At 69.8% G+C, this 22,670-nt stretch carries 19 protein-coding genes, 1 tRNA gene and 1 pseudogene; 7 read left to right on the forward strand and 14 right to left on the reverse strand.

Annotated elements, in window-relative coordinates; genetic code table 11:
• Positions 1-518: pseudogene (locus tag P6F26_RS18255) on the forward strand (hypothetical protein); the annotation flags it as partial.
• Between the two features lie 25 nt (positions 519-543).
• On the opposite strand, the gene P6F26_RS18260 reads toward P6F26_RS18255, so the two are convergent.
• Entirely contained in the window at positions 544-1,377 is an 834-nt protein-coding gene (locus P6F26_RS18260) for a UTP--glucose-1-phosphate uridylyltransferase (RefSeq protein ID WP_278030139.1), read from the reverse strand.
• Between the two features lie 197 nt (positions 1,378-1,574).
• Here P6F26_RS18260 and P6F26_RS18265 point away from each other — a divergent pair, with 197 nt between their 5' ends.
• From P6F26_RS18265 to P6F26_RS18280, 4 genes are all read left to right on the forward strand, one after another.
• Positions 1,575-2,156, forward strand: coding sequence for a histidine phosphatase family protein (locus tag P6F26_RS18265; protein ID WP_278030140.1), 582 nt, complete (start codon positions 1,575-1,577; stop codon positions 2,154-2,156).
• A gap of 44 nt (positions 2,157-2,200) precedes the next feature.
• Positions 2,201-2,276: transfer RNA gene (locus tag P6F26_RS18270), tRNA-Val, on the forward strand.
• A gap of 738 nt (positions 2,277-3,014) precedes the next feature.
• Complete coding sequence (locus tag P6F26_RS18275; protein WP_278030141.1) at positions 3,015-4,136, forward strand: efflux RND transporter periplasmic adaptor subunit; 1,122 nt, start codon at positions 3,015-3,017, stop codon at positions 4,134-4,136.
• Positions 4,133-7,264 carry an efflux RND transporter permease subunit gene (locus P6F26_RS18280; RefSeq protein WP_278030142.1) on the forward strand — a complete coding sequence of 1,044 codons (3,132 nt, stop codon included), beginning with the start codon at positions 4,133-4,135 and terminating at the stop codon, positions 7,262-7,264. The genes P6F26_RS18275 and P6F26_RS18280 overlap by 4 nt, the downstream gene beginning before the upstream one ends.
• Before the next feature lie 18 nt (positions 7,265-7,282).
• On the opposite strand, the gene P6F26_RS18285 is transcribed toward P6F26_RS18280, so the two are convergent.
• A complete protein-coding gene (locus tag P6F26_RS18285) occupies positions 7,283-8,299 on the reverse strand; it encodes a Gfo/Idh/MocA family protein (RefSeq protein ID WP_278030143.1) in 1,017 nt (338 codons plus the stop codon).
• 71 nt (positions 8,300-8,370) lie between these two features.
• Between P6F26_RS18285 and P6F26_RS18290 the strand changes: the two genes are divergently transcribed.
• A complete protein-coding gene (locus P6F26_RS18290) occupies positions 8,371-9,396 on the forward strand; it encodes an SIS domain-containing protein (protein WP_278030144.1) in 1,026 nt (341 codons plus the stop codon).
• Between the two features lie 4 nt (positions 9,397-9,400).
• Here P6F26_RS18290 and P6F26_RS18295 read toward each other — a convergent pair whose 3' ends face one another.
• The 9 genes from P6F26_RS18295 to P6F26_RS18335 form a co-directional block, all read right to left on the reverse strand.
• A complete protein-coding gene (locus P6F26_RS18295) occupies positions 9,401-10,528 on the reverse strand; it encodes a Gfo/Idh/MocA family protein (protein ID WP_278030145.1) in 1,128 nt (375 codons plus the stop codon).
• Positions 10,525-11,601 (reverse strand): Gfo/Idh/MocA family protein, encoded by a 1,077-nt coding sequence (locus tag P6F26_RS18300; RefSeq protein WP_278030146.1) that lies wholly within the window; start codon positions 11,599-11,601, stop codon positions 10,525-10,527. Before P6F26_RS18300 ends, P6F26_RS18295 begins: the two co-directional genes overlap by 4 nt.
• An 11-nt stretch (positions 11,602-11,612) precedes the next feature.
• Complete coding sequence (locus P6F26_RS18305; protein ID WP_278030147.1) at positions 11,613-12,602, reverse strand: ABC transporter permease; 990 nt, start codon at positions 12,600-12,602, stop codon at positions 11,613-11,615.
• Positions 12,599-13,543 carry an ABC transporter permease gene (locus P6F26_RS18310; protein WP_278030148.1) on the reverse strand — a complete coding sequence of 315 codons (945 nt, stop codon included), beginning with the start codon at positions 13,541-13,543 and terminating at the stop codon, positions 12,599-12,601. The genes P6F26_RS18305 and P6F26_RS18310 overlap by 4 nt, the downstream gene beginning before the upstream one ends.
• Positions 13,540-15,030, reverse strand: coding sequence for a sugar ABC transporter ATP-binding protein (locus tag P6F26_RS18315; RefSeq protein WP_278030149.1), 1,491 nt, complete (start codon positions 15,028-15,030; stop codon positions 13,540-13,542). Before P6F26_RS18315 ends, P6F26_RS18310 begins: the two co-directional genes overlap by 4 nt.
• An 84-nt stretch (positions 15,031-15,114) precedes the next feature.
• On the reverse strand, positions 15,115-16,152 hold the full coding sequence (locus P6F26_RS18320; RefSeq protein WP_278030150.1) for an ABC transporter substrate-binding protein: 1,038 nt from the start codon (positions 16,150-16,152) through the stop codon (positions 15,115-15,117).
• Between the two features lie 92 nt (positions 16,153-16,244).
• A complete protein-coding gene (locus P6F26_RS18325; RefSeq protein ID WP_278030151.1) occupies positions 16,245-17,159 on the reverse strand; it encodes a sugar phosphate isomerase/epimerase family protein in 915 nt (304 codons plus the stop codon).
• 14 nt (positions 17,160-17,173) lie between these two features.
• Entirely contained in the window at positions 17,174-18,328 is a 1,155-nt protein-coding gene (locus P6F26_RS18330) for a Gfo/Idh/MocA family protein (protein ID WP_278030152.1), read from the reverse strand.
• 12 nt (positions 18,329-18,340) lie between these two features.
• Complete coding sequence (locus P6F26_RS18335) at positions 18,341-19,066, reverse strand: SDR family NAD(P)-dependent oxidoreductase (RefSeq protein WP_278030153.1); 726 nt, start codon at positions 19,064-19,066, stop codon at positions 18,341-18,343.
• Between the two features lie 158 nt (positions 19,067-19,224).
• Between P6F26_RS18335 and P6F26_RS18340 the strand changes: the two genes are divergently transcribed.
• On the forward strand, positions 19,225-20,277 hold the full coding sequence (locus P6F26_RS18340) for a LacI family DNA-binding transcriptional regulator (RefSeq protein WP_278030154.1): 1,053 nt from the start codon (positions 19,225-19,227) through the stop codon (positions 20,275-20,277).
• Between the two features lie 11 nt (positions 20,278-20,288).
• Here the strand turns inward: P6F26_RS18340 and P6F26_RS18345 are convergent, their stop codons facing one another.
• The 3 genes from P6F26_RS18345 to P6F26_RS18355 form a co-directional block, all read right to left on the reverse strand.
• Complete coding sequence (locus P6F26_RS18345; protein ID WP_278030155.1) at positions 20,289-21,044, reverse strand: oxidoreductase; 756 nt, start codon at positions 21,042-21,044, stop codon at positions 20,289-20,291.
• An 88-nt stretch (positions 21,045-21,132) separates the two neighbouring features.
• Positions 21,133-21,444, reverse strand: a complete 312-nt coding sequence (locus P6F26_RS18350) for a MocE family 2Fe-2S type ferredoxin (protein ID WP_278030156.1) — start codon at positions 21,442-21,444, stop codon at positions 21,133-21,135.
• A 26-nt stretch (positions 21,445-21,470) separates the two neighbouring features.
• Positions 21,471-22,580 carry a fatty acid desaturase family protein gene (locus tag P6F26_RS18355; protein WP_278030157.1) on the reverse strand — a complete coding sequence of 370 codons (1,110 nt, stop codon included), beginning with the start codon at positions 22,578-22,580 and terminating at the stop codon, positions 21,471-21,473.
• Between the last annotated feature and the right edge of the window lie 90 nt (positions 22,581-22,670).

A 22,670-nucleotide genomic window follows, 5' to 3' on the forward strand; every position in this document is an offset into this window, starting at 1 on the left:
CCGAGCGGGGCGCCTGGGCGCAGTGCCTGTCGCTGTCGCAGGGCTCGTCCGATCTCGATATCGTCTATCAGCGCGGCTGGTGCGCCTACAACGCGGACCGCGCGATGGAGGCGATCTCGGCCTTCGACGAGACCACGCGGAGGGCGACCAGCGGCGAGCTGCGCCGCGACGCGAGCTATGGCCTCCTTCTGGCGATGCTGAGGATCAACATGACCGAGCAGGCGGCCCAGGTCGCCGCCGCCGCCCCGCTCACCCGGCAGCAGAGGATCGAGGTCGAGGGCCAGATCCTGGATCAGCGCGGCGTGCGGGCCTACGAGTCGGGCGATTACGCGCGCGCGGCGGCGTTCTTTGCAGCGCATTCCCAGCTGACCGGCACGACGCGGCGCGATCTAGCGATGCTGCACGGCTACGCCCTGCTGAATTCGGGCGACAGGGCGGGGGCGCGCGCGATCTTCGAGCGGCTGCACCGCCAGCTCGCCACCGCCGAGACGCGCCAGGCCATGCGCGCGGTCCGCTAGACCGCGCGCGTCTGGCCGGGCCGCGTCAGCGTGGCCGCTTGCGGCGGTCGGCGATGTGCAGGATCGCGTCGAGATAGCCGCGGACCTGTCCGCAGTCGAACCTCGGCGTGGTCAGGGGCACCGACTGGACGCCGCAATCGGGCCGCGAGGCGAGCGTGTTGATCGCGTCGGCAAGCTGGATCTCGCCGCCCACGCCCGGCCCGAGTTCGGACAGGATGCCCATCACCTCCGGCGCCAGAACGTAGCGACCGATCGAGGCGAGGTTCGACGGCGCGTCCTCGGCCTTGGGCTTTTCCACGAGGCCGAGAACCTGGTTCGGCCCGTCGCCCGGTTTCACCACCCCGTAGCGCGAGATCTCCGGCCCCTCGATCGGCATCACGCCGATCTGGCTCATGCCGCTTTCCTCGTAGGCGCGCACCATGTCGGTCAGGTAGTCCTGGCCCTCGATGCCGAGGAAGTCGTCCGCCAGAAGGACGGCGAAGGGTTCGTTGCCCATGGCGGGCTCCGCGCAGAGGACGGCGTGGCCGAGGCCCAGCTGAAGGTTCTGGCGCACGAAGATGCAGTTTACCCCGTTGGGCAGGATCGAATGAACGACCTCGGCCGCGTCGTCCTTGCCCTTGGCGCGCAGCGTCGCCTCCAGCTCGGGCGCCGCGTCGAAGTAGTCCTCGATGGCCCGCTTGTGGCGTCCGGTCACGAAGATCAGGGTCTCGATCCCCGCGCGCACCGCTTCCTCGGCCGCGTAGTGGATCACGGGCTTGTCAACGACGGGAAGCATTTCCTTGGGGATGGATTTTGTTGCCGGCAGAAATCTCGTTCCGAAACCCGCGACCGGGAAAACTGCCTTACGAACCTTGCTCATCGATTGCCCTTCTTGACGCAATTGCGAGGGACCGGGGGACCGTGCCGCAAGGGACGCCCCCGCGTTCGTTGCCTCCCCGCCTCGGGGCAGAGCGTGGTGGGGATGCGGGCCCGGGTCAAGGCTTCGCGTCCGTGCCATGCGCCGCCGTGCGCCGGCCCGGCTTGTGCCCGCGAGCGGCGGCGGCTAACCCTCGCGCCATGCCGCCGAACCTTCCCGCATTGTTCGTCCTGCGTCACGGCGAGACCGAGTGGAACGTCGCGGGCCGCCTTCAGGGCCACCTCGATTCGCCGCTGACGGCGCTGGGGCGGGTGCAGGCGGCGCGGCAGAACGCGATCCTGCGCGAGGTCCTGCCCGAGGGGGCCGAGGCGCTCGTCAGCGACAGCGGGCGCTCGGTCGAGACGGCGCGGATCGCCCTTGCGGGCCTCGATCTTCCGGTCCGCAGCGACCCCCGCCTCAGGGAAGTGGCGCTTGGGCGGTGGCAGGGCCTCACCCTCGCCGAGATCGAGGCCGGGTGGGGCGGGCTGATCGCGGAGCGTGATCCGTTCGAGTGGAAGTTCGACGCGCCGGGCGGCGAGACGCTGCGCGCGCTGGCCGACCGCGCCGCATCGGTCCTTGCGGAGATCGCGCGCCCCACGGTGGTCGTGACCCACGGACTGACCTCGCGTGTCCTGCGATGCCTCGCGCTCGGGCATCCGCCCGAGGCGCTCGCGTCGCTGCCGGGCGGGCAGGGGGTCGTGCACGTGATCGAAGGGCGCGTCGCGCGAACGCTCGGCACCTGAACCCTTGCCAGAGCCGCTCGGGCCGGTCTATGACGCGCGGCGGCGGGTGGTTAGCTCAGTTGGTAGAGCGCTTCGTTTACACCGAAGATGTCGGGGGTTCGAGCCCCTCACCACCCACCATGACCGAAAGCGCCAGACGACGTCTTGCGACGTGCGCGCAAGGTCCGGGAACACGCCCGAGAGTTTCGCTGCACCGTGAAGTTCGGCATGCCATAGCCTTGCCGCGCCCGCGCAGGGGTCGGTGGCGCATCCTTCAGGGGCTGCCGAGCTTCGAGGGACCGGGGCGGCGGCCGGTCGGGACATCCATGATGCCGTCGGTCGCGTCCAAAAGAGAGGTGCGGCCAACCCGCGGGGGGTGGCCGAAGAAGGCCGCGTGCTGTTCGGTATGAACGGCCAGATCACGAACATGATGGAGGGATTGCGAAGCCGGGACGGAGCGGACCGAGACTTGGGGGTTACTTCCCCGTTCGTCCAGAGCCGAGGCGTTGACGTGTCCCGCGCGCCTTTTCAAGGCCCTGCGCAAGAACCTACACGGCCCCTGCCTCCGCCATGTGCACCCGCAGTTCGGCCCCGCCAAAGCGCGCAGGGCAACATCGAGGCGGACTTCCGGGGCCGCATGGTCATCACCATCGGCCAGACGCTCAATCCGCGCCGGACGCTCGGGCACGAGGCGTCGCCCGTCCGCGTCGCGTCCATCCATGTGGCGTCCGGCAGGCGCGCCGGGCCGCGTCCGAAGGGACGCCTTTCGCCGGCACCCTGCCGAAAAGCCGCGTTTCATCCCGTGCACCTGGCCTCCGCATCGGCCATAATGCGGGCGACACCGGCATACCTCCAAGACCGCGAAGAAGGATCAGGACCATGAAAGATCCCGCCTCCGCCGAAACCGCAGCGCCCGAAGCCGTGACCTCCGACCGGGGCGCCTCGCGCTCGACCTGGATCGCGACCGGGATCACGCTCGCCATCGTGCTGTGGATGGCCAGCGGCATCGTCTTTCCCTCCGAGGCGCCGCAGGGACCCGGCGCCGACGCGCCGGCCCCGGTCGCCGTCGCCGTCGAGCGGTCTCAGGCCCGGAGCGTCACGCTGATCTTCAATGCCGAGGGGCAGGCGCTGCCGGACCGCGACACGCTGATCCGGGCCGAGGCCTCGGGCGACGTCGCGGAGGTCTTCGTGTCGCTCGGCGATACTGTCGAGGAGGGCGCCCAGATCGGCCGGCTGCGCAGCGAGGCGGCCGAGGCGAACCTCGCGCAGGCAAGACAGGAGCTTGCGGCCGCCCGCCGCGACCTCGAGAACGCCGAGACGCTGCTGGAACGGGGGGTGGCGACCGTCGACCGCCTGCAACAGACGCGCACGGCCTTCACGCAGGCGCAGTCGCGGCTGACGGCGGCCGAGGAGGCGGTGTCGAACAACGTGATCACCGCGCCCTTCGCGGGACGGATCGAGGCGCTGGACATCGACCCCGGCGAGTTCGTGCAGCTGGGCGCGCAGGTCGGGCGCATCGTCGACATCACGCCGCTCACCGTGGCCTTCCAGGTGCCGCAGCAGGCGCTGAACCGCCTCTCAAGCGGCCAGACCGCCACCGTCACCTTCATCACGGGCGAGGTGCGCGAGGGCACCGTGACATTCGTCGGCGGCGCGGCGGCCAGCGCGACGCGCACCTTCACGGCCGAGATCTCCATTCCCAACCCGGACGGCGCGATCGCCGCGGGCATCTCGGCCGAGATCGCCATACCGACGAACGAGGTGATGGCCCATTTCGTGTCGCCCTCGCTCGTGTCGCTCGATGCCGACGGTCGGCTTGGCGTGAAGACCGTGGACGACGCGGACGTGGTGCATTTCTACCCCATCGAGATCGTTCGCGCCGAGATCGACGGGATCTGGGTCACGGGGCTTCCCGAAACGGCGCGGCTGATCACGGTGGGGCAGGGCTTCGTCGGCGACGGCGAGACGGTGCGCCCGCAGACGCAGGATCCGACGCGATGAACGCGCTGATCGATGCCGCGTTCTCGCGCAGCCGGGTCGTCGCGATGGCGTTGGTGATGATGCTGGCCGTGGGCGCCTACGCCTACGTCGCGATCCCCAAGGAGGCCAACCCGGAGGTGCCGCTGCCCTTCTTCTACGTCTCCACGGGCCTCGACGGGATCAGCCCCGGCGATGCCGAGCGGCTGCTGATCGAGCCGATGGAGCGCGAGTTCGGCGCGATCACGGGGCTCGACCGGATGGAGAGCTTCGCCGCCGAGGGCACGGCCAGCGTCACGCTCGAATTCACGCCCGGCGGCGATACCGAGGAGGCCCTGCGCGACATCCGCGAGGCCGTTGACCGGGTGGACGGCGAGCTGCCCGACGACGCCTACGACCTTACCGTGACCGAGATCAACACGGCGCTCTTTCCGGTCATCACCGCGATCCTGTCCGGGCCGGTGCCCGAGCGCACGCTGAACGCGCTGGCGGAGGACGTGCAGAGCGCGGTGGAGGGCCTGCCGGGCGTCCTCGAGGTCGATATCGGCGGCCGCCGGGTCGAGTTCATGGAGGTGCTGATCGACCCCACCGTCTTCCAGACCTACGACCTGTCCTTCGACGAGCTGATCGCGCAGATCACGCGGAACAACCGCCTGATAGCGGCCGGCGCCATCGAGACCGGTTCGGGGCGCATCGTCCTGACGGTGCCCGGCCTGATCGAGAACCTCCAGGACGTCATGGAGATGCCGGTCCTCGTGCGCGACGGCACGGTCGTGACCTTCGGCGACGTCGCCACCGTGCGGCGCGCCTTCGACGACCCCATGGGCTTCGCGCGGATCGACGGACAGCCGGCGCTGGCGCTGGAGATCACCAAGCGGTCGGGCGCCAACATCATCGAGACGGTGGCCGAAGTGCGCGAGGTCGTGGCGGGCCTGCAGGCGGAGTGGCCGGGCGCGGTCGAGATCACCTGGCTGCAGGACCAGTCCGAGATCGTCCAGGACATCCTGAGCGACCTCGAAGCCAACGTGATCGCCGCCGTCGTGCTGGTGATGATCGTCATCGTCTACGCCCTCGGCCTGCGCTCGGCGATCCTTGTGGGCCTCGCCATCCCCGGCGCGTTCCTCACGGGGGTCACATGTCTCTGGGCGATGGGATACACGATGAACATCGTCGTTCTCTTCTCGCTCATCCTCGTGGTCGGGATGCTCGTGGACGGCGCCATCGTCACGACCGAGCTTGCCGACCGCCACCTTCAGGACGGCGCCGCCCCGCCCGCGGCCTTCGCGGCGGCGGCCAAGCGCATGGCCTGGCCGATCATCGCCTCGACCGCGACCACGCTCAGCGTGTTCTTCCCGCTCCTGTTCTGGTCGGGGATGGTGGGCGAATTCATGAAATTCCTGCCGATCACGGTGATCCTGACGCTGTCTGCCTCGATGTTCATGGCGCTCGTCTTCGTGCCTGTCGTGGGCGGTATCATCGGACGCCAGCAGCCGCGCACGGCCGCCGCCAAGCTGGCACTCGCGGCCTCCGAAAGCGGCGATCCGCGAAAGGTCGGCGGCATCACCGGCGCCTATGTCCGGCTTCTGGAATTCGCCCTGCTGAGGCCCGCCGCCACCGTGATCCTGACCGTCGGGATGCTTCTGGGCAGCTTCGGGCTTTATGCCCAATTCGGCACCGGCGTGACCTTCTTTCCATCGGTGGAGCCGGACTTCATGCAGGTGCAGGTCCGCGCGCGCGACAACTTCTCGGTCCACGAACGCGATGCGCTGGTGCGGCAGGTCGAGGCCCGCGTCCTGCAGTTCGACGAGATCGCCAGCGTCTACGCGCGCACCGTGATGAACGCGGGCCGGGGCGACGAGGAGACGATAGGCACCCTCCAGCTCGAGCTGGCCGAATGGGATACGCGCCGCCCCGCCGCCGTGATAGGGCAGGAGATCCGCGACGCCGTCTCGGACCTTGCGGGGATCGACGTGCAGGTCCAGACCGAAAGCGGCGGGCCCACGGCGGGCAAGCCCGTCAACCTCGAGATCACGGCGCGCACGCAGGCGGCGCAGGACGCCGCCGTGGAGACGGTGCGCGAGCTGATGGCGGAGATCGGGGGCTTCACGGACGTCACCGACACGATGCCGCTTCCGGGCGTCGAGGTCTCGGTCATCGTCGACCGCGCCGAGGCGGCACGCTACGGCGCCGATGTCAGCCTTCTGGGACAGGCGCTCCAGCTTCTGACGCGGGGGATCACGGTCGCCGACTACCGGCCCGACGACGCCGAGGGCCCGCTCGATATCCGCATCCGCTTTCCCTACGAGGAACGCTCGCTTTCGGCGCTCGGCAGTCTCAGGGTGCCGACCTCCTCCGGGCTGGTGCCGATCTCCAACTTCGTCACCTTCGCGCCGGCCGAGCGTGTCGGCACGATCCGCCGCGTCGACGAGCGGCGCGTGGTGACGATCGAGGCGAACGTCGCGCCCGGTCTCCTCGTCAACGACCAGGTCGCAGCGCTGGGGCAGGCGCTGGAGGGCGCGAGCCTGCCCGAAGGCGCCGAATACGCCTTCGCGGGCGAGGCCGAGGACCAGGCCGAGGCGACGCAGTTCCTGTCGGGCGCGTTCCTCTCGGCGATATTCCTGATGTTCGTGATCCTCGTGACCCAGTTCAACAGCTTCTACCAGAGCTTCGTGGTGATGAGCGCGATCGTCTTCTCGGTCGCGGGTGTGCTGCTGGGCCTGCTGGTGACGGGGCGTCCCTTCGGCGTGGTGATGGGCGGGATCGGGGTGATCGCGCTTGCGGGGATCGTGGTGAACAACAACATCGTTCTGATCGACACCTACAACGACCTCAGGCGGCAGGGGCAGCCGCCGCACGAGGCGGCGCTCAGGACGGGTGCGCAACGCCTGCGTCCGGTGGTCCTGACCGCGCTGACGACCGCGCTCGGGCTCCTGCCGATGGTGATCGGGCTCAGCATCAATTTCTTCACGCGCGACATCGTCTACGGCGCGCCCTCGACGCAATGGTGGACGGAACTGTCCAGCGCGATCGCGGGCGGGCTGGTCGTGGCGACGGTGCTCACCCTGATCGTGACGCCGGCCATGCTGATGCTGGGCGAGGGGCGCGCGGCGCGCGACGCCCCGGCGCGGGACGCGCGCGCGGCGCCGTCCTAGACGGCGGGCGCATGGCCGTCACAGGGTGACGGGCCGTCCGGTGCGGATGCTTTCGTCGGCGGCAAGGCAGATCGCGAGCGAGCGCACCGCGTCCGCCATGTGCCGCGACAGGTCGCGGTCGGTCTCGATCGCCGACAGGACGAAGCCCTGCTCGGCGTCGCAAAGCTCCTGATGGCCGGGCTCGTCGGGCAGGTCGATCATGCGGTCGCCCGAGGGCTCGTGCACCAGAAGCCCGCCGACCTTCGTGTGCCCGTCGATGTCCGACGATGCGCCCTTGTTGGCGTCGGTGATCGAGACCGAGCCGCCGGGGCTGATGATGTCCTTCACGAAGAACGCGGTCTCGGACATCATCGGGCCCCAGCCCGCCTCGTACCACCCGACGGATCCGTCTTCGAAGACGACCTGAAGCTGGCCGTAATTGTACATGTCGGGCGCGATCTCGTCCGACAGGCGCAGCCCGATCCCCTGCACGCGCACGGGCGCCGCGTCCGTGACCTGGCACCAGACGTCGACGTAATGGACCCCGCAGTCCACGATGGGCGAGGTCGTGCGCATCAGCGCCTTGTGGGTTTCCCATTCGGGGCCCGAGGATTGCTGGTTGAGGTTCATGCGGAAGACGTACGGACCGCCGAGGGCGCGCGCCTCCTCGATCATCCTGACCCAAGACGGATGGTGGCGCAGGATGTAGCCCACGACCAGCTTGCGGCCGAGGCGTCGGGCGGTCTCGACCACGCGCTCGGCATCCGCGACGGTGGTGGCGAGCGGCTTCTCGACGAAGACATGCGCGCCGGCTTCCATCGCGGAGATGGCCAGATCCGCGTGGCTGTCGGAATAGGTCGCGATCACCACGAGGTCGGGCCGCGTTTCCATGCCGGCCTCGAAGCTGTCGAAGACGGGGTAGGGGGCCAATGCCTCGGGCAGGTCGCGGGGCGAGCGGTTCACCAGTCCGACGATTTGCGAGCCTGGCGCGGCATGATGGGCGAGCGCGTGGCTGCGCCCCATGTTGCCCAATCCCACGATCAGCGTCTTTGTCATTGTGCCCACTCCCCTTTCCGTCAGGATGGCCGCGGGACGATGGAACGGCAAGGGCGCGAAGGGACGAGACGATGACCGGGCAGACGCAGATGCGGCGCGAAGTGACCGAGATCCCCGATGCCGTGGAGCGGCTTCTTTCGGGCGGCGCGCAGGCGGTGCGCGCGGCGGCGACCGAGATTGCGCGGCGCGACCCCGCCTTCTTCGTGACGGTGGCGCGGGGTTCGTCCGACCACGCCTGCAGCTACCTCAAGTACGCGGCCGAGCTTCTTTGCGGGCTGCCGGTGGCCTCGGTCGGGCCTTCGGTGGCGTCGATCTACAAGGCGCCCCTGCGGATGGCGGGCGGCGTCTGCGTGTCGGTCTCGCAGTCGGGCCAGAGCCCGGACATCGTCGATCTCACGCGCGCGGCGCGGACCGGCGGGGCCTATTCGATCGCGGTGACGAACGACGCGGCCTCGCCGCTGGCGAAGGCCGCCGACGTGACGCTCGACATCCATGCCGGTCCCGAACGCAGCGTGGCCGCGACCAAGACCTTCGTGACCTCGGCGCTGGCCTGCCTGTGGGTGGTGGCCGAGCTGGCGGGCGACGACGCGCTTCTGGCGGCGATCCGCGCGCTTCCCGAAAGCCTTGCGCGGGCCGCGGCGTCCGACTGGGGCGCGCTGGCGGGCGCTGCGGGGCGCGGGTCGCTCTACACGCTCGGGCGCGGGCCGTCCTGGGCGATCTCGAACGAGGCGGCGCTGAAGTTCAAGGAAGTCTGCCAGCTTCACGCCGAGAGCTATTCCTCGGCCGAGGTCCTGCACGGTCCCGTCTCGATCGTCGACGCTGGCTTTCCGGTGCTGGCCTTCACCGCGCGCGACGCGGCCGAGGACGCCGTGGTTCAGGTGGCCGACGCGCTTGCCGCCAAGGGCGCGGCGGTCTTCGTCACGTCCGACCGCGTGACGTGCGCGCAGGCCCTGCCGACCGTGCGCACCGGCCACTGGCTGACCGATCCGCTGGCCCTGATCGTCAGCTTCTACGCCACGATCGAGGCGCTGGCCGTCGCGCGGGGCCTGAACCCCGACACCCCGCGGCATCTGTCAAAGGTGACGTCCACGACCTGAGCGCCTAACCTTCGAGGCGCCGCGCGTCCCCGACCTCGACCTCGCGGCCCGTGATGCGCGAGCGCACGGCGGCGAAGGCCATGGCGAGGCTCTGGAGGTTGGCGCGCGCGCCGTTCGAGGGCTCCCGGTCTTCCTCGATGGCGCACAGAAGCTCGCCCATCGTGCCGCGGAACCCGTCGTTGAACCATTGCCCCTCGAGCTTCGGGCGCGCGACGCCGTCCTCTGTCGTCAGCGTCACGGTCTGCAGCCCGAGGTCGGGCCCGTCCGAGACGAGGCTGCCGCGGGTGCCGCCCACGAAGGTCGTGTCCCTCGGCCCGTGCGGCGCGCCGCCGTCGAACACGAGCGAGGCCTGCCCGCCGTCCAGCCGGATCAGCGCCTGAGCCAGAAGCGGCACCTTGTTGGCCTGGCCGTGCGCGGGCGCGGCGCTAGCGAAGACGCTGCGCGCGCGGCCGGGCGCGAGGGAGGCGAGGAAATCGAACCAGTGCACGCCGAAATCGTAGAGGATGAGGTCCTCGATCTCGTCGAAGGCCGTGCCGGCGGTCCAGCCGTGGTTCCAGTGGATCGCCACATGCGCCGAGATCACGTCGCCGATCAGCCCGGCAAGCACCGCCTCGCGCATCCATGCCTTGTGCGGGGCCCAGCGTCCGTTCTGGTTGACCGCCAGCTTCAGGCCGCGGTCCTCGGCCAGCTTCACGAGGCTCTCGCCGGTGTCGAGGTCGGTGACGAAGGGCTTCTGGCTGAGGACGTGCTTGCCCGCCTTCAGCGCCGCCTCGACGATGGGCGCGCGCTGCTCGGGGTGGAGCGTGACGTCGATCACGTCGATCGCGCCATCCGTCAGCATGTCCTGCCATGCGTCCTCGATCCGGGCCTTCGGGCAATATTCCGCGGCCTTCGCCTCGGCCTTGGAGCGGGTGCGGTTCCACAGCGCCGCGACCTCCCAGCCCGCCGCGCGGTAGGCGTCCAGGTGACTGCCCGAGATGCCGCCGGTGCCGATCACCCCGATCCGGGGCCGGTAGGATTTCGGCATCGGCGGGCGGTAGGGCAGATCGGGGGCCGCGATCTCGGCGAGCTCGGCCGATTTCAGGGCGTAGGTCTCGCTGTCGCCCGCGTCGCGCGTCACGTCTTCGGTCATGGCAGAAGCTCCAGCGTCCGTTTCTCATGGGCCGAGCGCATGGCGGTGTCCACGATCCGCTGCGCCGTCAGGCAGAGCGCGGGATCGAGCGGCCCGCCCACGGGCAGGCCCTTCGCGATGCAGCCGAGCACGTATTCGATGGCGTTGCGCTCGCCGTCCTTCAGCGGATCGACGGGGATCTCGTGACGTTCGGGCCGCTCGCGGGTCTGCACGGTGACGTGGCGTGCGTAGTCGGGCGAGGCGATGGTCCCGTCGGTGCCCACGAAGGTGAAGCCGCAGACCGGCTGCGGCTGGTGCGTCCAGGGATCGGTGAAGGTGCCCCAGCGCGTCTCGAGCTTCGACAGCCCGCGCCGGTAGCGGCAGACGGCGATGGCGTGCTGGTCCACCTCGATGCCGGGCGTCTCGTCGATGGTGCATGTCACCTCGAGCGGGGCCTCGCCCTCCATGAACCACGTCCCGAGCGTCGCGCCGTAGCCCATGTAGTCCAGAAGCGATCCGCCCCCCGAGGCCTTGCGATACCACCACGCTCCGGGCTTCTGCCGCTCGACCTCGTCGGGGGAGACCTCGACCTTGTCGGCGAGATGGTAGAGTGGCCCGCGGTTGCCGTCGTAGAAATGCACCTCGATCAGGTCGCCGATCATGCCGTCCTCGATCAGGCGCTTGGCGGTGACGTGGCTTTCCACCCAGCGGAGCGGCCAGTTGATGGCAAGCTGCCTGCCGGTGCTCTCCATCGCGGCGATCATGCGCCGCGCCTCGTCCGCCGAGGCGGCGAAGGGTTTCTCCACGAACACATGGACCCCGTGCGGCGCGAGGCGCTCGGTATAGGCGCCGTGCTCGGCGGTGGCCGCGCAAAGGATCGCCATGTCGTAGGGGCCGGCCGCCATGCAGGCGTCGAAGTCGGTGAAGACGCGCGCCTCGGGGATCGCGAACGTGTCGATCGCATCCTGCATCCGGGCCCGGTCGGGGTCGAAGACGGCGGCGATCTCGGCCTCGGGATGCGCGTCCACGAGGCGCAGCAGGTCGCCCATGTGCATGTGGTCGAAACTGATGCCGGCGATGCGGAATTTCGCCATGAAGGCCTCCCTCAGCGTGTCTCGGTGAAGCGGACGTAAAGGGCTGTGACGAGCAGGATGATCAGTCCGAACATCGCGATGCGCGCGCCCTCGGGCATCCGCGCGAGCGTCAGCATCGTGTCGATCACCCGCAGGATCAGCGCGCCGACGATGGCGCCCGCGAAGCTGCCGCGCCCCCCGAAGATCGAGGTGCCGCCGATCACCGCCGCCGCGACCGAGGGCAACATGAGCGGGACGGCGAGCGACAGGGACGGGGCCCGGATCATGCCCAGATAGAGCAGGCCGGTCAGCGCCGCGATCAGAGCGGACAGGATGTAGAGGGCGATGTGCACCTGCCACGCGCGCACACCCGAGAGCTTCGCCGCCTTCTCGTTCGAGCCGAGCGCGAACAGTAGGCGGCCGAACCCGGTGAAGCGCATGAGCCACAGCACGAAGACCGCGAAGGGCACGAAGAGAAAGAGGCCGTTGGGAAGGCCCGCGGTCCGCCCGGTGCCGAGCCATTCGAGAACCGCGGGGATGTCGGTTCCCGTCGCGATGAAGAAGCGCTGGTAGACCTGCAGGCAGCCCGTCGCGATCAGCCCCGTGCCAAGCGTCATGATCAGCGGATGCACCCGCGCGACGCCGACGCCGAAGCCGTTGACGAGGCCCACGACCGCGCCCGCGCCAAGGGCGACCAGCATCGCGGGCGCGGGCCCGATCAGCGGGGTCAGGGTCGCGGTGACGAAGGCCGCGAGCGTGGCGACGATGCCGACCGACAGGTCGATCCCCCCCGTCAGCATGGTCAGGACCTGCGCCGCGGCCAGCATGGCGAGCGGTATGGCGAACTTGATCAGGTTTCCCGCCCAGAACGGCGAGATGATGCCCGGCCGCATGACCTCGAGGATGCCCATGAGAAGGACGAGGAACCCGATCAGCGGGATGACCGGGTTGTCCTTGAGGAACCGGCCCGTGCGGACCAGCGGGGGGACCTGAGCCTCGGGGCGCGGATGGATCTCGCTCATGCCGCCTGCCTCCTGCTGCGCAGCACCAGATAGGCGCCGAACATCACGACCCCGACCATGATCGTGCCCTCCACGATCGTGGTGACGTTGGGATCCACGGCGGCGAGCGTCAGGATCGTGCGGATGATCCTGAGGATGAAGACCGCGATGATCGGGCCGAGCACGCCGCCGACGCCGCCGCCCAGGATGACGCCGCCGAGCACCACGGAGGCGACGGCGGCCAGGAGGTATGGCCCCGGCACCGGCTCTCCGACGCCCGTGAGCGCCAGGAGGCTGAGGCCCCCGAACCCCGAGAAGAGGCCCGCGATTGCGTAGGCCGCGGCCTTGGTGCGGCCGACCGCGACGCCCGAGCGGAACGCCGCCGTTTCGTCCGAGCCGGTGGCGTAGATCGCGAGGCCGAGTTTCGAGCGCCGCAGCGGCACCCAGACCGCGGCCACGATGACGGCCACGATGACAAGCGCGTTGGGCAGGCCGGGCACGAAGAAGGACCCGGTGATCGCGCTCCGCATCCAGGGCGTGGCGGTGCCTCCGGGCGTCTCCAGGATCAGAAGCGCGGTGCCCTGCCAGACGAACAGCATGGCGAGCGTCACGACGATGTCGGGCACCCGCGTGACCACGACGAGCGTGCCGTTGATCAGCCCCATCAGCACCCCGACGGCGAGCGTGATCGCGATTGCCGGCACCCCGCCCATGCTCTGCATCAAGACAGCGGCCGTCACCGAACAAACGGCCATCATCGACGCCACCGACAGGTCGATGCCGCCGACGATCACGACCACGGCCATGGCCGCCGTGGCGAAGGCGAAGGGCAGTGCGGCGCGGGCGAGGCTTTCGAGGCCGGTCACGCCGAAGTTTGGCTGGATCAGCCGCGTGATCCCCAGGAGCACGACGAACAGCACCAGGAGGCCCAGCGTCCATGCGTTCCTCTGCACGAAGCTCATGCGGCGCCCTCCGCCGCGGTCAGGCCGTAGGCGGCGCGCATCAGGCGCTCCTCGCCGGCCTCGGTCGCCTCGACGATGTCGACCACGCGGCCGTTGAAGATCACGATCGCCCGGTCGCAGGCAAGCGGCACCTCCTCGAGTTCCGACGTGTAGTAGAGGATGGCCGCGCCCTGTTCGGCCAACTCGCGCACCAGCGGATAGATCTGCCGCTTCGTGCGCACGTCGATGCCGCGCGTGGGATCGAACAGCAGCAGCGTCCTGACCCCGTGCGCCAGCCAGCGGCCGATCGTGACCTTCTGCTGGTTGCCGCCCGACAGACGCTGCACCTCGCCCTGCGCGCGCGTGTCGATCTGAAGCCGCGCGACGGCCTCGGCGACACGCGACCTTTCGTGGCGGAGCTTCAGCGGACCCCAGCTGCGTGCCGGCGCCGAGAAGGGCATGGCGATGTTCTCGCGGACCGAGCGTTCGCGAAAGAGCGCCTCGGAGCGGTCGCCGGGCACGAAGGTGAGGCCGGCCGCGATGGCGTCGGCGGGATGGGCGAAGCGGGCGGGTGTGCCGTCGATCTCGATCGCGCCGGAGGCGGGTTTTCGAAATCCCGCGAGCGCCTCGAACAGTTCGTCCTGCCCCTGTCCCTCCAGCGCGACGACGCCCAGCACCTCGCCGGGATGCAGCGCGAAACTCGCATCGGCGAGCTTGGGCGCGACGGCGAGGTTCTCGACCCTCAGGCGCGGCAGGCCCTTGGGCTTGGCGCGCGCGGTCTCGGCGGCGCGCCGCCCGAGGTCGATCTTCGCGCCCAGCATCATCTCGACCACGCGGTCCTCGACGCCGGGCTCGATCCGAGCCTCGCCCACGGTGCGGCCGTCGCGCAGCACCGAGGCGCGGTCGCACAGGCGCGCGATCTCGGCGAAGCGGTGCGAAATGTAGATGACGCCGCGCCCGTCCTCGGCCTGCTGGCGCGCGACCTTCAGGACGCGATCCACGAGGTCGGTCGGCAGCGCCGCGGTCAGTTCGTCCAGCAGCAGGACGTCCGGCGCGCTGGCGAGGGCCCGCGCGAGGTCCACGATCCGAAGCGTGGCGAGCGGCAGGTCGCGGATCATCGCGCCCATCGGAACGTCGGCATGGGCAAGCTCGCCCATCCAGTGGCGGAAGGCCGTCACGTCGGTATCCGTCAGCCGAAGGTTGTCGGCCACATCGAGATCGGGAATGAGCGAGGGCTCCTGGTAGACCGGCACGAGGCCCGAGCGCCGCGCCTGCGCGGGCGAGCCGACGCGCGCCTCGCCCCCCCGGATCCGCACATGGCCCGTATCCGGCCGCAAGGCGCCGGTCAGGATCTTCACGAAGGTGGACTTGCCCGCGCCGTTCGCGCCCATCAGGGCCACGACCTCGCCCCGCGCGACCGTCAGGCTGGCGTCCGTCAGCGCGCGCACCGCGCCGAAGCTCTTGGCCACGCCCGTCGCGTCGAGCAGGAGGTCGGTCTGGGATGTCATGCGGCAGGGGTCCGTGAGCTTGTTCGAGAAACGGCCCCCGCGCCGGGTCGGAGCGCGCGGGGGCCGCTGGAGATTGAAGGTCGATCAGCCCTCGCCGGGTCCGTCACAGGCGATGATCTGCTCCATCGTATAGTCGGTCCAGCCCGGGATCGTGACCGAGACCGGCCATTCGGGATCGAGGTTCGGGTTCTGCGCCGACGCGATGGTGGCGCGGCCCTCGTCGGTGGTGTTCTCCCACAGGACCGGGTCGACCAGCACCGTGCTGCTGTCGGGCGGGTTGCCGTTGAGGATGTCCACGGCAAGCGCGATGCCTGCCCCGCCGACCGAGCCGGGGTTGGTCACGGCCGCGCCCTGAAGGCCCTCGACGTCCTGAAGCTGGCCCACGAAGCCCGCGTTGTCCGCGCCCACGATAGGCACCAGCGGCGCGCCGGATTCGGTGAAGGCGTCCACGATCACGTTGTCGATGCCGGACGTCCAAACCCCGTCGAAGGGAATGCCAGTCGCGAGGAAGTCGAACATCTGCTGCTTGCCCTGGTCCTGCTGCCAGCCGGTGAAGACCTCGTGCACGACCTCGATGCCGGGATATTCCGCGAGCGCGCGCTGGAAGCCCCGGTCGCGGTCGGTGTCGGCCGAGACGCCAGCGATGCCGCGCATGTAGACGACGTCACCCTCGCCGCCGAGCTGCTCGAACAGCCAGCGCGCGCCGAGATAGGCGTATTCCTCCTGGTTGTTGGACAGGATGTAGGCGCCCTCGGCGGTCACGCCCGCGTCCACGGCGACCACCACGATGCCCTGCGCCATCGCCGTCTCCAGCGCCGAGTTCAGCGCGTCGGGGTTCGACGGGTTCAGCACGATGGCGTCCACGCCCGCCTCGATGAGGTTGTTGATGTCCTCCAGCTGGCCCGCGCTGTCGGTGTTGCGGTGCGCCACGATCAGGCCCGCCACGTCGGGCTCCACCAGGGCCTGCGCGCGCATCGCGCAGATCATCTCCTCGCGCCAGCCATTGCCCTGCACGGTGTTGGAGACGCCGATCACGTAGCCGCCGTCCTGCGCGAAGGCGGCAGGCGCCATCGTCACGGAAAGGGCGGCCACGGCCGCGCCCATCATCAGTCTTCTGGTCATTTCAGGTCCTCCCATTGGGTTCATCTTGCAGTCGGTGATCGGGGTCTTGGCGCCCCTGTGAAAGCTGCTCCGGTGTTCCGTCGTGCCCCCGTTCACTTGATGAACGGGCTCAGGACGTCGCGGGCGAGGCAGAAGCCGCGCCTGATCTTCTCGTCCGTGCCCTCGAAAAGCCGGTCCTCGTGCTCGATCACCACCGGTCCGTCATAGCCCGTGCGGTAGAGCGCCGAGAAAAAGTCCGACCAGTCCACGTCGCCGAGGCCGCAGAGCCGCGGGATCTGCCAGCCCATGCCGACCGACATCGTGCCGTTCTCGTAGAGGCCGTCGCGGTCGATCATCACGTCCTTTGCGTGGACATGGCCGAAGCGGGGGCCGAATTCCTTGATGAAGCGGGCCTGGTCGATGAATTGCCAGACGAGGTGGGAGGGGTCGAAGTTCATGCCGACCGCGTCGCCCCATTCCTCGAAGATGCGCCGCCATATCCTTGGCGAATAGGCGATGTTGTGGCCGCCCGGCCATTCGTCGTGGCTGAAGATCATCGGGCAGTTCTCGAAGCACAGAAGCACGCCATGGTCCTTTGCGTGCTTCACGATCGGGGCGAAGATTTCCTGCGCGCGCGCCCAGTTCTCGTCCACGTTCAGCGCCCGGTCGCCGCCGAGGAAGGTGTTGACCACCTTGACGCCCATCGTGCCAGCCCCGGCGATGACCTTCTTCAGGTGCCCGATCACCTCCTCGCGGTGGCCGGCGTCGGGATGCAGCGGGTTGGGGTAGTAGCCGAGGCCCGAGATCGAGATGCCGCGCTCCGCGAGGCCGCTGACGATCTCCTGGCCGCGGTCCTTCGTGATCCCGTCCACGTCGATATGCGACGTCCCCGCATAGCGCCGCTTCTCGCCGCCCGAGGCGGGCCAGCAGGCGACCTCGAAGGCGGAAAAGCCGTTCTGCCCCGCCCAGTCGGCGACCTCCATGAGCGGCGTGTCCTCGAAGGGGGCTGTCAGAAGGCCCAGTTCCATCGCGTCTTCCTCCCTCAGATCTCGTCGAGCCGCACCCAGCGGCCTTCCCGCGCCGACGTCAGCACGGCGTCGCAGAACAGCATCTCGTGATGGCCGTCCTCGAAGCTTGCCCAGGTCGAACCCTCCTGCCGCCCGCCGGCCGCGACGTCGGTGTAGACCGCGCGGAAGAAGGCGTGGAACGAGTCGCCGAAGCCCTCGACATGGCCGGGCGGCAAGGTTGCTGCCGCCGTGCCGGCCGCGTTCATCAGCGTGAAGTCCCGCATCAGGGTCTCGTTCGGCCTGTCGCGATGGCCGATGAACAGGTGGTCGGGCGTCTCGCTGTCCCAGGCGGCGCTGGCCATCGCCCCCGCCACGTCCCATTGCAGCGAATTCTTCCGTCCGACGTTGATCTGGCTGGTGCTCATGATCCCGCGCGCGCCGCCCTCGTAACGGATCAGGATCATCGCCGCGTCGTCGGTGTCGATCTTCACCGTCTCGGTCTCGCCCGCGCCGCTGGAGAAGGTCGCGACGGGTCCGGTGGGCTTCTGGCGCTCGGGGATGAAGGTCGCGAGCTCGGCCATCACCGCCTCGGCCCTCAGGCCCGTGACGAAGCTGGTGAGGTCGACCCAGTGCGTGCCGATGTCCCCGACCGAGCGCAGCGCGCCGCCCATTTCCGATTGCAGCCGCCAGTTCCAGTCCGTGGGCCGCGCCAGCCAATCCTGGTGATAGTGGCCCGAGACGAAGCGGATGTCGCCAAGCTCGCCGCGTCGGACCATCTCGTGGGCCTGCTGGTTGAGCGGGTAGAAGCGGATGTTGTAGCACACCGCCGCGACCTTGCCCGAGGCCTCGGCGATCCCGACCATCTCGGCGGACTGGGCGCTGGTCATGGCCAGCGGCTTCTCGCACACGACGTGACGGCCCGCGCCGAGGATCGCCTTCACCTGGTCGTAATGCGCGTGGTTGGGCGAGGTGACGTGCACCACGTCCACGGACGGGTCCTCCAGCACCTCGTCGAGCGTCGCGTAGGCGTGCGCCACGCCCATCGCGGCCGCCTGTTCGGCCCCGCGCGCGGGGGAGGAGCCGAGGACGCCGCGCACCAGTACCCCGAGCCTGCGCAGCATCTGCACATGCACGCCGCCGATGAAGCCGGTGCCGACGACGGCCGCGCCGATCGATGCGAAATCGGTCATGTCAGCTTCCTTTCAGACAACCGAATAGCCCCCGTCCACGGGCAGGCAGGCGCCCGTCATGAAGGAGGCGGCGGAGGACGCGAGGAACATCACCGCGCCCGCGATGTCGCCCGGCGCGCCCCAGCGGCCGGCCGGGGTGCGCGCCTCGACGGCCGCGACGAAAGCCGGATCCTGTCGCGCGCGCGCCGACTGCTCGGTCACGACGAAGCCCGGAGCGACCGCGTTCACGCGGATGCCGTCCTCCGCCCACGCGATGGCGAGCGACTTCGTCAGCTGCTCCACGCCCGCCTTGGAGGACCCGTAGGCCGGGTTCCGGGGCGAGCCGAAACGCGCATACATCGACGCGATGTTGACGACGCTGCCGCGCGCCGCCCTGAGGGCGGGGTGAAACGCCTCGGCGCAACGGAACGAGCCGGTGAGGTTCACGTCGAGGACATGCGCGAAGAACTCAGGCGCCATCTCTTCGCCGCGCCGGGTGATCGCGGCGCAATTGACCAGAACGTCGAGCCTGTCGAAACCCGAGGCGAAGGCGCGCACCGCCCCGGTGTCGGTGATGTCGAGCCGGGTATAGGCGAAGCGCGCGGCATCCGGGGCGAGGGGCTCGGGCTCGGCGCCGGTGATGTGGACCTCGGCGCCGGCATCCGCGAAACCATGCGCGATCGCCGCGCCGATGCCGCCCCGGCTTGCGCCGACCACCACGACCGAGGCGCCGTCGTAATCGAACGACGCGCCCGGCATCAGGCTGCCTCGCCGTGTGGCCGGAACTTCGTCAACCCAGCGACCTCCCTTCGCGGAATTCCCGCGCTGTAATCGATTTCATGTGCGGAAAACCGTCTTTTCAGGCCATGAAATCGATTACATACTCGAGGCATGAAACGAGTCGAGTCAACCCCCGAGTGAGCGGCCAGGCACAAGCACCGAAGGCGCAGAAAACCGCCACGATCCAGGATGTGGCGCGCGCCGCCGGCGTCTCGACGGCCACCGTCAGCCGCGCGCTCAGCAATCCCGGCCTTTTGTCCGACCGCACCCGCGCCGCGGTGCTCGATGCGATCCGCACGACCGGATACCGCGTCAACCAGGCGGCGCGGAACCTCAGGATGCAGCGCGCGGGCGCGGTCCTCGTTCTGGTGCCCAACCTTGGCAAGCCCTTCTACTCGCGGATCCTCGCGGGGATCTCGGACGGCTTCGCCGACAGCGAATACGCCGTCCTCATCGCCGATACCGAAAGCCGCCCGCTCGCCGAGGGGGAGCTTCCGGGATACTTCCTCGACGGGCGGATCGACGGCGTGATCTCCCTCGACGGCGGCCTCGACCCCGCCGCGCTCGAGGCCTGCGTGTCGCTGGGGGTCGGGGGGCGGATCGTGTTCCTGTGCGAGTGGGTCGAGGGGACCGGCTTTCCGGTGATCCGCTCCGACAATGCCGAAGGTGCGCGGATGGCCATCCGGCACCTGCACGCACTCGGACACCGGCGCATCGCCCATGTCACCGGCCCCGAGGGCAACGTCCTGACCGCCTCGCGCCGCGAGGGGATGCTGGAGGAGCGCGCGCGCCTCGGCCTGCCCGCGCGGGAAGAATGGATCATCCGCGGCGACTTCTCGCTGGAGTCGGGCCACCGCGCGGCGGACCGGATCCTGCGGATGCGCGAGCGTCCCACGGCCGTCTTCTGTGCCGCCGACATGGTGGCCTTCGGCCTCGTCGCGGGGCTTGCGAAGGGGGGCCTCGCGGTGCCGCGCGACATATCGGTCGTTGGCTTCGACGACATCGACATGTCCGATTTCTACGTCCCGGCCCTGACGACGATCCGGCAGGACCGCCACCGCCTCGGGCGCGAGGCCGCCCTTGCGCTGCGCCGGAGGCTCGGCCCGGCGGGCACCGTCCCGGCCGCCGCCGACGAGATGATCGAGGTCGAGCTTGTGATCCGCGACAGCACCGCGCCGCCGCCCGGCTGAAGCGCGCGGCCTCACGGGGCCCCCGTGACGCGCTGTTCGAGGTCCAGGTTCACGCCCGTCATCGGCGCCGAGGCCGGCGCGAGAAGCCACACAGCCTGCCGCGCACAATCCTCCACGCTCACGAGCCGCCCGAGCGGTTGCCGCGCGGCCTCGGCGTCGAGCCAGTCCGGCCCCTTTCCCAGCGTGACCGCGTGAAGGTGCCGTTCGGTCGGCGTGTCGGCCCAGCCGAGGTTCAGGCCGTTCACCCGGATCCGGTCGGCGAGGCAGGCATTCGCGGCGTTCTTCGTCAGCACCTGCAGCGCGGCCTTGGTCGCCGAATAGACCGACAGGTCCGGCGGCCCGCAATGGGCGTTCATCGACTGGATGTTGACGATCGATCCGCGCGCGCCCCGTGCCCGCATGTCGGCGATCGCGCCGCCCATGAGGAAGAAGGGTGCGCGCGTGTTCACCGAGAACATCCTGTTCCACAGCGCGACGTCGGCATCCTCGAAGCCGCCGCGGGTGGTCAGGCCTGCCGCGTTCACCAGCCCGTCGATGCGCCCGAAGCGCGCGAGCGCGGCGGCGATGACGGCCTGCGGCGCCTCGGGCTCGGCGAGGTCGGCGATCACCGTCTCGACGGGGCAGGGCAGTCCGGGCGCCGGGGGATTGCGGTCGGCGAGGACCAGCGCCTCGGCGCCCGCGTCCGCGGCGGCCTGCGCGATGGCGGCCCCGACACCGCGCGCCGCGCCGGTGATGACGATCGCCATGCCGCCGAGATCGACCTTCATCGGCCGCACCCGCCGCACCCGCCGCACCCGCCGCGGTCGCGCGCGGGCGCCGCGCTCTCCCGCCCCGGCCGGGCCGCGCGGGCCCGCCTCATACCTGAACCTCGACGCGCCCGTCCGCGACGCGGGCGGGATAGGTCCCAAGCGCGACGCAGGCCGGGCTGCGCAGGGCCGCGCCCGTCTTGTAGTTGAACCGTCCGTTGTGCCTTGGGCATTCGATCGTGTCGTCCATCACCAGCCCATCGGCGAGGTGTACCTGCTCGTGCGTGCACAGGCCGTCGGTGCACCACACGCCGCCCTCGGGATCGCGGTAGACCGCGAAGCTGCGCCCGCCATGGTCGAAGCGCACCACGTCCTCCACCTCGATGTCGCCAAGCGTGCAGACGAAGATCCAGTCGGCCATGTCGTTCCTCCAGGTCGGGTGCCGCGTCAGTGTCCCGCCACGTCGAGGGCGTGGAATTCCGCACGGTAGGGCCGCGCGGTCGGCGGAAGCTCCTTGCGGATGTGGTGGGCGGGGTCGCGCTCCTGACGGCGGAGGGCCGGCAGCATCTCGCGGTAGGCGTCGAGGATGGAGGTGTTGGGCGGCGGAAGGTCGTCGCGGATCAGCGCGTGAAGCTTCGGCAGGGCGTGGTAGGGCACCATCGGAAACATGTGGTGCTCGACGTGGTAGTTCATGTTCCAGTAGATCCAGCGGCTGACCGGGTTCATCAGGACGGTGCGCGAATTCAGCCGGTGATCGAGCACGTCCTCGGCAAGGCCACCGTGCTGCAGAAGGCCCGTCAGCACCATGTGCCAGGTGCCGTAGATGCGCGGGCCGCCGATCAGCATTAGGGGCAGGACCGACCACGAAGCCAGCGCCAGCGCGGCGGCGAGGACGTGGACCGCCACGAAGATGCGCGCCCAGGCCACGGCCTTCGGCAACTCGGCCTCGGGGATGTAGTCGCGCTCATCCGCGCCGAAGACGCCGGCGGCGTTGCGCACGAGGATCCAGAAGTGCTGGAACGCGTCGGGAATGCCGATGAAATAAAGAAGCTTCCGGGGAAGGTTCGGCGGGCGCATCACGGTGATCTCGGGATCGCGGCCCACGATGATCGTGTCGGTGTGGTGGCGCGCGTGGCTCCAGCGCCAGCTTGTGGGGTTGCGCAGGACCATGAAGCTGGCGAGGACGTAGACCGCGTCGTTCATCCAGCTCGTGCGGAACGCGGTGCCATGACCGCATTCGTGCCAGCGCGAGTCGCAGGCCGAGCCGTAGAGCACGCCGTAGACGGCCCAGAACGGAACCGTCCACCACGTCCCCCAGGTCGCGATGCCCCCCGCCGCCGAGACGATCAGAAGCCCGATCCAGAGCGCGGTGTCGCGCATGGCGGGGCCGTCGGTCCGGCGCATGAGGTCCTTCATCACCTTGCGCGGAATGTCCGAGTGATACCATTGGGCCGAGGCGAGGCCGGTCTCGACCGCGTGCCGTGCCTCGGGGCCGGTCAGGCTGTAGTCCCTGCCGCCGCGCCGGCCGCGACCGTTCCGCGTGTCCGCAAGTGTCATCGCGCCGCCCTCATGCCTCCCGTCGCCGCCATGGCGGGCCGCGCCCCCTCGGGTGTGGCCCGCTGCGTTCAGTCGGCGGCAAATGCCGAT

It is taken from the genome of Roseicyclus salinarum, from assembly GCF_029624655.1.
GTDB classification, from domain to species: domain Bacteria; phylum Pseudomonadota; class Alphaproteobacteria; order Rhodobacterales; family Rhodobacteraceae; genus Roseibacterium; species Roseibacterium salinarum.